The sequence below is a fragment of the Porphyromonas gulae DSM 15663 genome, from assembly GCF_000378065.1.
Classification (GTDB): domain Bacteria; phylum Bacteroidota; class Bacteroidia; order Bacteroidales; family Porphyromonadaceae; genus Porphyromonas; species Porphyromonas gulae.
The window spans coordinates 91,965-104,282 of sequence record NZ_KB899150.1 but is presented as its reverse complement, the minus strand read 5'-3'; the positions used below and the strand labels follow the sequence as shown (position 1 = coordinate 104,282).

Sequence of the window (12,318 nt, the reverse complement as noted above, 5' to 3'; positions counted from 1 at the left end):
CGAAAACGTTTTATATATAGATCGTCAGCCATTCGATGGGGGAAAGAAGCCGAAGACGTCTTTCATGGAAGCATAAAAAAGCAAAGCACCCGCCAAAGTTCCTGTCGAACTCCGAGCGGGTGCTTTGCTTTTTGTCGTGTGGGAGAGGTTCCCTTGTCAGCTTTATTCTTTTATTCTACCGATGTAGGAGCCGTCGCGGGTATCCACTTCGATGAGCTCTCCCTCCTGAATGAAGAGGGGTACGCGTACTTCTGCTCCCGTCTCCACGGTAGCGGGCTTCAGCGTGTTGGTGGCGGTGTCGCCCTTGAGTCCCGGCTCGGTGTAGGTCACGCGCAGCTTAACGTGCGGAGGCAGTTCGCAGGTGAGTACCGTTTCGCTGGCGGCATGTACCATGGCTTCGACCATATCGCCGTCTTTGAGGAACTGAACGCCGTCGATGCTTGCACCGGGTATGGTGATCTGCTCGAAGGTTTCGGGGTGCATGAAGTTGTATCCCATCTCATCCTGATAGAGGTACTGATAAGGGCGTCGTTCTATTCTGACTTCTTCGACCTTAACGCCGCTGTTCCAAGTCTTATCGAGGATACGTCCTGTAGCCACGTTTTTGAGTTTGGTACGGACGAAAGCCGGGCCTTTGCCGGGCTTGACGTGTAGGAATTCGACGATGAAGTAGTACTGTCCCTCTATTTCGAGACACATGCCGTTGCGAAAGTCTGCAGTTGTAGCCATTTGGGTATAATCGTTTTTTATTGATGACGAAAGGATTAGGGGATAGCTATCGAAATGCTGTCGATCCTTCAAGACGCAGCTAAGTCCCCCTCTTGCGGATGCAAAAGTAAGAAAAATTGTGGGCGTGGCAGAAAGGCCATCGCCCTCGAAAAGAGATATTAAAGCAGGAAGGAATAATGTAACTGTTTGAATACGGATGAGTTGCATGCACATCCGGATCACCGGCTTTGCAAAGCGGTTAGCGGTCTTCCGCAATTAGAAGATAGGCCAGGAAGCGACTCGACCGATCGGTAATGGTAAGGGGGAGATAGCCTGCACGGAGCCTGCCGTCCATGATAAGGGGAGGATGACTGCGTTGCATCATCAAATTCCATTTGTGCGCTTCGCCCTCTGATCGAAAACTCTTAACCTCGAATAGGCCTTTTCGTCCGCTTTCTACCCTCAGGTCATAGAGCAGGATAGCAGCAACGCCCATCGTGTAGCGTACGTTGATCTCGATACAGGGGTGCAGAAACAGGCTGTCTCTCTCGGCATATACGGCCATGTCTACTCCGATATAGCCGGTGTACAATGAGGCGAAGCGTTCCCGTAGATAATCTTTCACAGATGCAGCAGCCTCTTCATGTGCTTGTGTTCCGACTGCTTCGGTCAGTTCGGCTGTCAAATCGGTTTGCGTGGCGAGCCGATTGCCCTGATAGGCTCCTCGCTTGTTGGTGTCGAAACGAGACCATCCAACGAAGTAAAGCTCGCCTTTTCCATCCGAATAAAACTCGGCTGCCCAGTCCTGACGGACATCCAATACCGGCTCCACGCTGAATGAGCCGGCGCGTCGGAGGGCCTTGGCCAGCAGGTCGATTTCATTGTCGGTAGGGGAGGAACTCAGCCAAATCAGTCCCCGTCCGGATGAGCTGGAAGGTAATTTGACCAATAGGGCCGAATCAGGAGGGAAGCATCGCTGCCTTTGTTCCAGGAAATCATCGACGGATGTGAACCAACGGGCAGCTATTTCGCTGTGTCCGATCGCTTCGAGACAGCGTGTTGCTTCACGCCGATGGCTATGCTCATAAAGTTCTTGCGGATAGGGTGGGGATGAGATAGTGGTGAGCCAAGGATAGCGATGCTGAAGAGCGGCCAACCAGACAGGTGACTGTCCCCACATATCCAAGGTATAATCATTCGAGAGGTGGGCAGTGTCGGGGATTTGGAGCAACCGGGCTTCAGGTTTGAGTGGATGCGTGTCGGGGATGGGGAGGGTTTCCTCCGGACAGAATACAAAGTCCTGCCGGCTCTTTGTCAGCCAAGCCGGCAGGAGACCCAAATCGCGCATCATAGTTCGTACTACGGATGGTGGTACGTAGGGCTTCTTCCCAATGATCTCCGGTACCATCTCGTGGCCGGGGTTGAAGAGCAAGAGGCGCGGATGCTTTATTTCCGTCCGAAGTCGGCCGGTATCTCCATCCAGTCGACAGTATTCCATTTATATATAGGGTTGGTAATCCGGTGGGTAGAGAGCCAATGCTCTGCACGCTCTATGAGGTCGAAGATCGCTGCGTTCTTATCTGTGCGAGCAAGAAGGGTTTTGCATTTTTTCTTTCGAACCCAGCCGATAGCCGTCATGCTATCCGAATAGATAGGGTAGTGAGGTCTCTTCATTTTCTCCAAAAGAGCCAAGGCATGAACAATGGCCAGAAACTCTCCGATATTGTTCGTGCCTCCTTCCAGTGGGCCTACGCGAAAGACTTCGGCTTTGGATGCTGTCAGTACCCCTCGATACTCCATCGGGCCGGGATTGCCACTACAGGCTGCATCCACGGAAAGGCTCTCCCAGATAGGCCCCGATTGTGCTACAGTATCTGTATCGGGATACTTATCGGCACCGTGCGTCCCGGTGGATCCATAGGCTTTGCGGTAGAACTCTTCTGCCCCGTCTTCATAGGCCCTTAAAGCATCACTTTCGGTAGTGAAGCTCTTGTAGCGAGCTTTGTTGAATCCTTCCGTTTGTGCTCGGCATTCATCCCAGTTATCATAGACCCCGGGTGTATGCCCTGCCCATACCACATACCACTTCTTTGCCATCAAGGTTGGGTGTTTATCCGCCGGCTACTAATAGAGGTTGCCCTTGTACAGGTCATTGAAATTAACCGCTTCGCTTTCTGCCTCGACTTCCGGCAGCTTGGCACGCCATTCGTCCGCTTCTTTTGTCTGTCCCTGATTCTCCAGTATCTCAACGAGCATCAAGGTCAGGCTGCGCTGCTCCGGCATTTCCTCGATGGCTTCGCGCAAGAACCTTTCGGCTTCGGCTGATCGGCCTTCTTCGATCATGAGCGATGCAATACCACGGTGACCCTCTTCGTTGAAAGGATCCAGGCTCAGCAGTTCCTCATATGCCTGCATGGCATTTTGTGGCTTCCCTTCGAGCATAAAAATACGGGCACGAAGCATGGGCACTTGTTCTTCTTCGGCATCGGATGCTGCTACCAGATCCAGATCTTGTGAAGCTTCGTCGTAACGCTCCAAATCTATGAGCATACGTGCCCGAAGCAATCTGGCCTGAAGAAAGGATTCGTTTTTTTCGATAGCTTGTTTGAGCAGGCAAAGGGCATCTTGAGGGTTCTGCATGTCTCTCATGGCAGAGGCTCCATAGTAGAGGAAGAGGGCCTGCTCTTCGACCTCGGATGTGGATTCAATGCCGGCGCGACAGTCTTCGAGAGCACCCGATGGATTGTTTTGTTCGAGTCTCAGCTTCGCACGGTTCAGCAAGGTCGCCGTATGTGAGGGTACCTCCTCAAGGAGTGAGTCCATCTGAGCCAATGCTTCGTTCAGCAGATGGCGCCGAACTAATACTTCCGTCAAGTAATAACGGGTCTCAAACTCGGGGCGTAGCTCCAAAGCCTTGCGCAAGGCTTCCGTAGCAAAGACCAGTTCTCCCATATTCATGGCTCTGATGGCATCGAACTTGAGCGTGTCGGCTTGGCGTACGGCATGCTCCGGCTCCTCGGCGTGGTGGCTATTTTCGATATTTACCACAGTCGGTTCATTCACATCCGTATCGGAAGATACAGTTGCTTTTTCCTTTTTAGAGTCAGTGCCAAAGAGGCTTTTCAAAAATTTCATTATAGACAATCAAAAACTAAGGAGTATCTTTTTCAGGTGATTCGTCTTTGAACCATGAGGCATACATGCGGTAGTTGTGAGCAATGCGGAAATTCATTTCACGGCTCTGCTCGGGGTCGACTTTCTTGACAAAACGTGCAGGAGCACCGGCATAAATGCTGTTCGGCTCAATCTGCGTTCCCGTAAGCACTACCGAACCGGCAGCAATGATGGCTCCTTCTCCTACGACTACATGATCCAGCACTACGGCACCCATGCCGATAAGGGCATAGTCGCATATCTTGGCTCCGTGGATGACTACATTGTGCCCGACAGATACGTTGTTACCGATTTCGATAGTAGATTTTTGATAGAGCGTATGCAGGACGGAGCCATCCTGGATATTGACATTGTCACCGATCCGAATGGAATTGACATCGCCTCGCAATACGGCATTGAACCATACACTACAGCCTTTGCCCATGACCACATCGCCTACAATAGTGGCATTTTCGGCGAGGAATGTATCCTCGCCGATTATAGGGGTAAAGCCCCTAACACTCTGTATTAATGCCATTTTTTGTGGTTAGATAGTCTGCGTTTTCTCTTTGAGCCAAGCACTTTCCTCGGCAGTCAGTTCGGGAGCAAGCGTCTTGTACACCCACTGCTGGTAGTCATTGTACCACTTCAATTCATCTGCCGTGAGCAAGCTCTTTTCGATGAGTTCGTTGTCGAAATAGAAAGCTGTCAGCGTTTCGAATCCGAAGAATCGGCCGAATTCTGTCTCTACGTTCAACTTGGTCACTACGAGGTTTTCGATTCGGATACCGTATTTACCTGAACGATAAAGCCCCGGTTCATTGCTCGTAATCATTCCGATTTTCATTTCGGTAGGATTCTCATCCATGCGAATGTTCTGCGGCCCTTCATGGACGTTGAGGAAACAACCCACACCATGTCCCGTGCCATGAGCATAGTTCATTCCATTGTCCCAAAGGGCTTTGCGTGCCAGTACATCGATCTGACTACCGCGCGTACCCTCCAGATACTGTGCCGTGGCAATAGCGATATGCCCTTTCATTACAAGGGTATAATCCCGTTTGAGCTCGGACGATGGTGTGCTCAGAGCGACTGTACGTGTGATGTCTGTAGTGCCGTCTTGATACTGTGCTCCGCTATCGAGGAGGAGTACTCCTTCTCGTTTGACCACGTGGGCAGATTCGGGTGTGGCGCGGTAATGAATGATAGCACCATGATCCTGATAGCCGCATATCGTATCGAAACTATCTCCGAAATAGAGGGGCTGAGCAGCACGGAATGCTGTGAGCTTTTCGCCCAATACCACTTCGTCATGGTTGCGACCGGCTTCCCACTCCTGCTCCAACCACATAAAGAATCGGGTAAGGGCAACACCATCACGTACCATAGCGGCACGAACACCGGATAGCTCTTGCTCGTTCTTGATGGCTTTCAAAGCAGTAATTGTGCTGACGCCGTCTATTTTGCGACAAGCAGCAGGAATAAGGTCGTAAAGTGCGCGAGTAATGCGTTTCTTGTCGATAAGCAGCCTTTCTCCGGCAGGCAGTGCAGGGATATATTCATATATGGCTTCGTAGGGCATAATTTTGACTCCGCCTTCTTCCATGGCTGAGCGAACTTCCTTCGTAATCTTCTCCGGGAAAGCAAAGAGGACAGATTCTCGAGCCGATACATAACCGAAAGCAACTCCTACGGGGTTACACTCCACATCTCTACCACGAAGATTGAATATCCAAGCCAATTCGTCCAACATGGTGATAATCGTGGCATTGGCACCTTGTGCAGCCAGTTCTTTATTGACACGTGCGATCTTGTCTTTCACGCTTTCTCCTGTATACTTCACGGGCTGCACGAAAAGCTCTCCTCGAGGGATTTCGGGACGATCTTGCCATGCTTCATCGAAAAGATCCTTATCGGTCCTTAATTTGATGCCGTATATATCCAAAGCTGATTCGGTTGCAAAGGCAGCACCTGCCGGAAAGCAACGTCCATCTATACCCACTGTTTGGCCGGCTTTCAGCTCGGCGGCAAGAAACTGTTCGATGGAGGGAGTTCCGGGGATACCTTCCTTGTAGAGGTCGATAGAGGTACCTTCGAGCTGTTGGCCTGCTTGGAGGAAGTAGCGTCCGTCCGTCCATAGGCCGGCCTTATCTGCTGTGACCACTACAGTACCGGCCGATCCGGTGAAACCGGAAATCCAACGGCGACCTTTCCAGTGTTCGGGTGTATATTCACTTAGGTGGGCATCCGAACTCGGGATGATATAAGCATCGATATGCTCATGACTCATGACTTTGCGCAAAGACGCGAGACGCTGCAAAATATCGTTTGTCATTGTTGTTTAAAAGGTTTTTGGGGAATTGTTTATTATGGGTTGATTATTTTAGTTCTGACAGGGTTGGTGCTCAGGCCGCAAGAGGTCATTGACCGTCTTGACCGGAGCAAATGTACTGATAGGTACTTCTATGAATATCGTATTCCAGTCGTCCATGGCCCCGTTCCACAGCCCCGGTCGTTCAAGGGCGAGCAGCTTACGCCCGTCTTTGCTCTTTTCGGATATGAAGGCCGTTTTGGGATTGACGAACGATTCGAGGTTGAACGGTTCCCCTTTGTAGTCGCGCAAAGAGCAAACCAAATCCACAGGATTGAAGTAGGAGCCTTGTTCGAACATGGCTCTCTTTTGGGGATCGGACATGTCGATCTGAGTACTTTCCAGTATCTGCAAGGAAGAACTGCCGTCCGCTTCGCGAATGATAAAAGGCCCCCCACCGGGTTCACCCTGATTGCGCACCATACCGCAGACACGTATCGGACGGTCTAATTTGCGACGAAGCAGTTCCAAGAGGTCTTTGTCCTCCATCAGGTCTATATTCGAGATCTCGATGCAGAAATTGTCCCGAAGGAAATCGACGATCTCCATCAGTTGGGCATGAACGACCTTGGGCTTTTCCAGTAGTTGGAGATAGTTGAATATATGCTCTCTGGCCTTTACCAGCACGCCGGCGATGAGCTTCTTATATATAATGGTGTCGCACTTGAGAAAGTCGGGGACTACATTGTCGATATTCTTGATGAAAACGATGTCAGCATTTGTCTCCTGAAGATTACGAATGAGTGCTCCGTGGCCACCCGGGCGGAAAAGAAGCTCTCCGTTTTCGAGGCGGAATAGCTCGCCCTCCGGAGTTAGTGCCAATGTATCGGTAGATGAATCTTGTACACTGAACGAAACTTCGTAGCGGATACAGTATTCGTCCTCCAAAAAACGCTGGCGTTTATCTATGTTGTTTTTGAATTCTTCGATGTGCTCGGGCGAAACGGTAAAATGTACCTTGACCTGTCTTGTGCCGCTGCGCTCATAGAGTGCTCCTTCGGCCAAATGCTCTTCGGTGGGAGTTCTGGCTTCTTTTCCATAGCGGTGAAAGAGGAGCAAACCTTTCGGGAGATTGCCATAGTTAAGCCCTTTGGGATAGAGCAGATTCTCCACCACAGTCTTGTATTCTTTGGAAGCTATGAGCTTGGGTACAGTGCGCCAAGCATTGCGCAGGCATGTCTCGTTAAGGGAGTCATAGAACGCAAATCGAGTAAGGTGTGCAAAGAATGCTTTCTCTGCATCCGTAGTCGGCTCATTGTAATCGGCATCGAGGAAGTTGTACAAATCCTTGAACATGCGCGAAGCGGCACCGGATGCCGGTACAAACTTGACAACGTTGCAGTTCGGACTATTCAAATATCTGTCCCATTCCAGTAGATAGGCGGATTTGTCATCCTCATCCAAACGCATGATTCCATTCTCTAATGAAGCAGGTGCAATGATATTAGGATACGGGAATCCATATCTGAGGGCTTCCACCTGACGCATTGCTTCTTCCGGTGTGATACCTTTAGATTCCAGTTGGTTCAGATCATCGTTGTTGAAGAGGGAAGTAGTCATCAAAATTTGCTTTCTATTTTCTTTACGTGTAAAGGTAGGGATATTCTCGCAAATCTTGAATGTAAAAAACAGCTCGTATATTTTCGGATAACCGTTCTCAACGTGAGTTCGATCCAAGCACAGCAGGTCAAAGAGAGCTTATGGACGATTTCGGGATCCGATCCGGACACCTCGCGAGGAGCGATGATTCAGGATACCGAACTCTTGATATGGCAGGGTCAAAACGGAGTGGAATCCTAATGACCGATCGGTTTACGCGCGAAAATTTTCCCGTTTGCTACTCTCCAAAACGTGGCGCGCAAACTTTTTGATTTTGGTGCGGCAAGCAAAAAATTTACGCGCCACAACGAAAAAATTCTCGCGCCACCTGTTTCAGGAAATACAGACCGCAGTTACGGCATTTTTGGAGCGTATTGCTAAGGCTGCGATAGATCGAAGTCGCACGTTCTCGAGCCTCCGGTGTAGCGAAATCATTCGTTTTTATGATTTGCATTGCTGTTTATTGCCCGAATGGATACGACTCAATGTTGCCAATGAAGTCCATGTCAGTCAAATCCCAATATCAGTATTTTCGCAAGTAGAAGAAGCAAATCGGGGAATCGGCAAGGCTCTCTAAATCGGATAAGATGGTTTTCTGTACTGACAAATCGCGATTATTCATGACTTGCGAATATGCTTTTCAGTACTTTTGTTCCGTTAATCAAAATAATCTCAAAATATTATGATCAAATTAGCGTCTGCAGCCTTGAAGGCAGATCTCCGAATACGCCAAGAGCGCGTACGTATAGCAATGGAAGAAGAAGGATATGATGCTTTGCTGGTGACAAGTAATGTCAATTTGCTTTATCTCTCCGGATCCATATATGGAGGAGCAGCCTATTTGCCGGCAGAGGGAGAACCGATCTTTTTCGTTCGTCGTCCACAAGTAATTGAGGAGGGAAATATTTGTCCCATACGTAAACTCGAAGACATTCCCGCATTAATTCAGCATAGAGGAGGCGTTTTGCCTCGACGTATCATGCTTGAAAACGATGAATCTTCCTATAGCGATATCAAGCGCCAACGCAGTATCTTTCCGGATGCCGAATACGGTAATGCTACGGCTTTGTTGCGCCGTTTACGAATGATCAAGACACTGGGTGAAATAGAACTGTTTCGTCGGACTGCAGCCGTGCATGGTGAAGTTTATACACGTATTCCCTCTCTTTATAAGCCGGGTATGACCGATAAAGAGTTTCAGATCGCAATCGAACATTTGATGCGTAGTTATGGTTCCGAAGGTATATTCAGAACATATGGTTCTGCAATGGAAATCTATATGGGCAATGTGATCGTAGGAGATAATGCCGAGTCGCCGTCTCCTTATGATTTCGCGATGGGTGGAGGTGGCACAGATGCTTTGCCGTTGGGCGCAAACGGATCGCCCATGGAGGAAGGTATGTGCGTTATGGTGGATATGGCCGGTAACTATTCCGCATATATATCCGATATGACTCGCAGCTACGCTATCGGAAAAGTATCGGACGAAGCCCTGCGATTGCATGACCTTAGTCGGGAAATTCAGGCGAAGGTAATGGAGAGTGCCGAACCCGGGATGTCGTGTGCCGATCTATACAATCGCTCTGTGGAGATGGTGGAAGCGGCGGGAGCTTCCGATAAATTCATGGGGACGAAGCAACAAGCTAAATTTGTGGGACATGGCATAGGTCTACAGATCAATGAAATGCCTGTGCTAATGGCTCGTAGCAAAGAGGTGCTAACGCCGGGGATGGTAATAGCGTTCGAACCCAAATTCGTTCTTCCCGGTATTGGGGCCGTAGGTAATGAGAATAGTTTTCTGGTTACGGAATCCGGCGTAGAGAAACTAACGATTTGTTCTGAAGAGCTGATAGATCTATCAGCTGTCGCGAAATAATAGAACATTAAATCAATCATTTAACAGATTAACAAACAATGAAACGAATCAAACAAACTCTTAGTACGATTCTTCTTTTTATTATCGTACTCTCTCCGGCTCTATATGCCGGTCAGCCACGGGAGGTCAAGCCTGTTCGGAACGTCATTCTGATGATTCCCGATGGTACTTCTCTCTCAGCAGTTTCTCTGGCTCGTTGGTATCAGCGATACCTGAATCCCGAACGCCAGCACTTGGCTATTGATCCGTATATATGCGGCACTGTGCTGACCTATTCGTCCGATGCTCCTATTGGAGACTCTGCTCCTACTACTTCGTGCTATATGACGGGTATGCCATCTAATACGGGTTTTGTATCGACTTATCCTGTCAGTTCGGGTGATGCTGATCTGATTCCGGTGGATAAGGCTCGTGCTTATTCGCCCTTGGCTACTTTTCTGGAGGCAGCTAAAATTATGAAGGGAAAGAAAACGGGTCTTGTGGTAACTTGTCACTTCCCTCATGCTACTCCTGCCGATTGCTCTGCGCATTCTTATTCTCGTAAGAAATACGATTGGATTGCAGCGCAGATGGTACACCAAAACCTGGATGTTGTGCTCGGAGGTGGAACGCGTTTCCTCCATCCGGAGCTACAATCCGTGCTCAATAGCCGTGGCTATGGACTCTTCTTGGATGATATAAAAGGCATGCGAAGTTTCCAAGGTGATAGGATGTGGGCTTTATTCGGAGAGCGTGAGATGCCCTACGATTTGGATCGGGATACGGCCAAAATCCCTTCATTGGAAGAAATGACTCGTTTGGCTATCGACAAGCTGAACAAATCTGAAGAAGGCTTTTTCCTTATGGTGGAGGGTAGTAAAGTGGATTGGGCTGCACATGCCAACGATCCTGTGGGGATCGCTACCGAATACCTTGCTTTCGATCGCGCTTGTGCTGCAGCATTCGACTTTGCACGTCGAGATGGTGAAACAGCCGTTATCATCGTGTCGGATCATGGCAATAGTGGCGTAAGTATAGGCAAACAAAGTGTCAAAGACTATGATAAGCGTACGGCAAAAGATCTTTTCGATCAGCTCTGTCGTTTCCGTATGACAGCCGACGGACTTGCAGACCGCTTGATGAATACTCCTGTGGACAAGGTCCAGAGTCTGGTGAAGGAGGTCTGTGGTTTCGAGCTGAATGCCCAAGAGCTGGAAGCTCTTTACAACTGTCCTGACTACATCCATAGCCCTATACCCGAAGAACAGCGAAAACTGACTACGGAGTCGCTCTACAGCGGTTCGCTCAGTACTTTTATCGCATCGCTTTACACTGAACATACTTCTATCGGTTTCACCACTCGTGGACATACCGGCGAAGAAGTGCTACTGGCAGCATATCATCCCCAGGATACACGTCCGATGGGAATGGTCATAAACTATGAACTGAATGACTACCTATGCCGTCTGTTTGATTTAGGAGGCCAATTGCCCGTCCTTACTGATAAGATATTTGCTCCCCATACGGAGGTGTTCCAAGGTATGAGCTACAGTATCAAAGGCGGAGAGAAGGAAGGGGAACTACCTGTTCTTGAAGTGAAAAAAGGCAGCCGTCGCTTACTGGTAGCACCTTTCTCCAATACAGTTATTTTCAATAAGAAAGCTGTTGATCTGTCTTCCGTAGTAGTCTATGTAGACAAGACCAATACTTTCTATTTGCCTCGTGAATTGCGTTCTTTATTCGGAGAGTAAGCCCGCTTGATGTGTGTCGGAAACGCATCGAAAGATCAGATCCGATTGTACACATCCCATGAGATGTTGTAGATGGATCCGAATGTTTTTCTCTGATAGAGATAACAAGAATAACTAAAGCGTAGATAGCCCCGAAAGTTTTTGTACAACTTTCGGGGTTTTATTTTCTTATTCGTGTCCGACGGAAAGTGTATTCTCGCTCATGTCTATTGTCTTTTTGATCTGCAATAATGATAAGACAAGGATTCAGTCCTTATTGTAAGCGCTCTTGTCTGTTACTAATACGTCAAACTGACTTACATATTGTTATCAACGACAAGGGTGAAGTCATCAACTATCAAATCACACCGGGCAATTGTGATGACAGAGAACCTCTGAAAGACGGAACATTCACCAAGAATCTTTTTGGCAAACTCATTGCCGACAGAGGCTACATTTCCCAAAACCTTTGACGAAGCGAGAGCGGTCAAGGAGTGTTGCCCCATCGGGCAGAAGCGTCTTCTCTTCATTTAGCTCCTCATAGCCACCAAGGGCAGAGATGCCGAGGTAGGTAAAGATATTCTTCCCTCTGTCTGAGAGGATAGGTTGCATATAACCCACTTGTAAGAGCATATCACGCATCGGCACTTGATGCGAGCGATAAGGCAAGCTCTGCTCTTCGTAGTCTGCCGAAAGGAAGGCATAGTTCTCTCGCTTGAGATACTTGGTGAGCGAAACGCTCACCCCAAATTGACCATTTATAAAGAGCCTTTCGCCCTTGATAAGTGGTACGGATGCCGTGACCTCAATGCCTTTTTGTTTCGGGATGAATCGTTGTACCTCTGCGGAGATGAGTCCACACAGGGCACAAGCGATGAGTAAACAAAACTTCTTCATAGGAT

At 48.8% G+C, this 12,318-nt stretch carries 11 protein-coding genes and 2 pseudogenes; 4 read left to right on the top strand and 9 right to left on the bottom strand.

The window, feature by feature from the left end; translation table 11 throughout:
* Positions 1–162: 162 nt before the first annotated feature.
* The 8 genes from efp to F452_RS12580 form a co-directional block, all read right to left on the bottom strand.
* Positions 163–729, bottom strand: a complete 567-nt coding sequence (gene efp / locus F452_RS0102310) for an elongation factor P (RefSeq protein ID WP_018964650.1) — start codon at positions 727–729, stop codon at positions 163–165.
* A gap of 238 nt (positions 730–967) precedes the next feature.
* Positions 968–2,206 (bottom strand): hypothetical protein, encoded by a 1,239-nt coding sequence (locus tag F452_RS0102305; protein WP_018964649.1) that lies wholly within the window; start codon positions 2,204–2,206, stop codon positions 968–970.
* Complete coding sequence (locus F452_RS0102300; protein ID WP_018964648.1) at positions 2,155–2,805, bottom strand: ribonuclease H1 domain-containing protein; 651 nt, start codon at positions 2,803–2,805, stop codon at positions 2,155–2,157. Before F452_RS0102300 ends, F452_RS0102305 begins: the two co-directional genes overlap by 52 nt.
* 27 nt (positions 2,806–2,832) lie before the next feature.
* Positions 2,833–3,843, bottom strand: a complete 1,011-nt coding sequence (locus tag F452_RS0102295) for a tetratricopeptide repeat protein (protein WP_018964647.1) — start codon at positions 3,841–3,843, stop codon at positions 2,833–2,835.
* Between the two features lie 16 nt (positions 3,844–3,859).
* Positions 3,860–4,399 (bottom strand): gamma carbonic anhydrase family protein, encoded by a 540-nt coding sequence (locus F452_RS0102290; RefSeq protein ID WP_026292120.1) that lies wholly within the window; start codon positions 4,397–4,399, stop codon positions 3,860–3,862.
* A 9-nt stretch (positions 4,400–4,408) separates the two neighbouring features.
* A complete protein-coding gene (locus tag F452_RS0102285; RefSeq protein ID WP_026292119.1) occupies positions 4,409–6,196 on the bottom strand; it encodes an aminopeptidase P family protein in 1,788 nt (595 codons plus the stop codon).
* Between the two features lie 48 nt (positions 6,197–6,244).
* Complete coding sequence (locus F452_RS0102280) at positions 6,245–7,792, bottom strand: DUF4301 family protein (protein WP_033317123.1); 1,548 nt, start codon at positions 7,790–7,792, stop codon at positions 6,245–6,247.
* A 252-nt stretch (positions 7,793–8,044) separates the two neighbouring features.
* On the bottom strand, positions 8,045–8,137 hold the full coding sequence (locus tag F452_RS12580) for a DUF1661 domain-containing protein (RefSeq protein WP_235316765.1): 93 nt from the start codon (positions 8,135–8,137) through the stop codon (positions 8,045–8,047).
* Here F452_RS12580 and F452_RS12575 point away from each other — a divergent pair.
* The 4 genes and pseudogenes from F452_RS12575 to F452_RS11280 all read left to right on the top strand — a co-directional run.
* Positions 8,109–8,408 (top strand): DUF1661 domain-containing protein, encoded by a 300-nt coding sequence (locus tag F452_RS12575; protein ID WP_235317487.1) that lies wholly within the window; start codon positions 8,109–8,111, stop codon positions 8,406–8,408. The genes F452_RS12580 and F452_RS12575 overlap by 29 nt on opposite strands.
* A gap of 105 nt (positions 8,409–8,513) precedes the next feature.
* The gene (locus F452_RS0102275; RefSeq protein WP_018964643.1) at positions 8,514–9,707 is read left to right on the top strand and encodes a M24 family metallopeptidase; all 1,194 of its coding nucleotides are present in this window, start codon (positions 8,514–8,516) and stop codon (positions 9,705–9,707) included.
* A 38-nt stretch (positions 9,708–9,745) separates the two neighbouring features.
* Positions 9,746–11,437 carry an alkaline phosphatase gene (locus tag F452_RS0102270; RefSeq protein ID WP_018964642.1) on the top strand — a complete coding sequence of 564 codons (1,692 nt, stop codon included), beginning with the start codon at positions 9,746–9,748 and terminating at the stop codon, positions 11,435–11,437.
* Positions 11,438–11,733: 296 nt separating this feature from the next.
* Positions 11,734–11,886 (top strand): annotated as a pseudogene (locus F452_RS11280) (transposase); the annotation flags it as partial.
* Here the strand turns inward: F452_RS11280 and F452_RS0102265 are convergent.
* Positions 11,882–12,313 (bottom strand): annotated as a pseudogene (locus F452_RS0102265) (conjugal transfer protein TraO); the annotation flags it as partial. The pseudogenes F452_RS11280 and F452_RS0102265 sit on opposite strands and share 5 nt — an antisense overlap.
* Between the last annotated feature and the right edge of the window lie 5 nt (positions 12,314–12,318).

Coding starts and splice junctions, on each gene's coding strand:
- efp (WP_018964650.1), bottom strand. CDS start 729: ATGGCTACAACTGCAGACTTTCGCAACGGCATGTGTCTCGAAATAGAG.
- F452_RS0102305 (WP_018964649.1), bottom strand. CDS start 2,206: ATGGAATACTGTCGACTGGATGGAGATACCGGCCGACTTCGGACGGAA.
- F452_RS0102300 (WP_018964648.1), bottom strand. CDS start 2,805: ATGGCAAAGAAGTGGTATGTGGTATGGGCAGGGCATACACCCGGGGTC.
- F452_RS0102295 (WP_018964647.1), bottom strand. CDS start 3,843: ATGAAATTTTTGAAAAGCCTCTTTGGCACTGACTCTAAAAAGGAAAAA.
- F452_RS0102290 (WP_026292120.1), bottom strand. CDS start 4,399: ATGGCATTAATACAGAGTGTTAGGGGCTTTACCCCTATAATCGGCGAG.
- F452_RS0102285 (WP_026292119.1), bottom strand. CDS start 6,196: ATGACAAACGATATTTTGCAGCGTCTCGCGTCTTTGCGCAAAGTCATG.
- F452_RS0102280 (WP_033317123.1), bottom strand. CDS start 7,792: ATGACTACTTCCCTCTTCAACAACGATGATCTGAACCAACTGGAATCT.
- F452_RS0102275 (WP_018964643.1), top strand. CDS start 8,514: ATGATCAAATTAGCGTCTGCAGCCTTGAAGGCAGATCTCCGAATACGC.
- F452_RS0102270 (WP_018964642.1), top strand. CDS start 9,746: ATGAAACGAATCAAACAAACTCTTAGTACGATTCTTCTTTTTATTATC.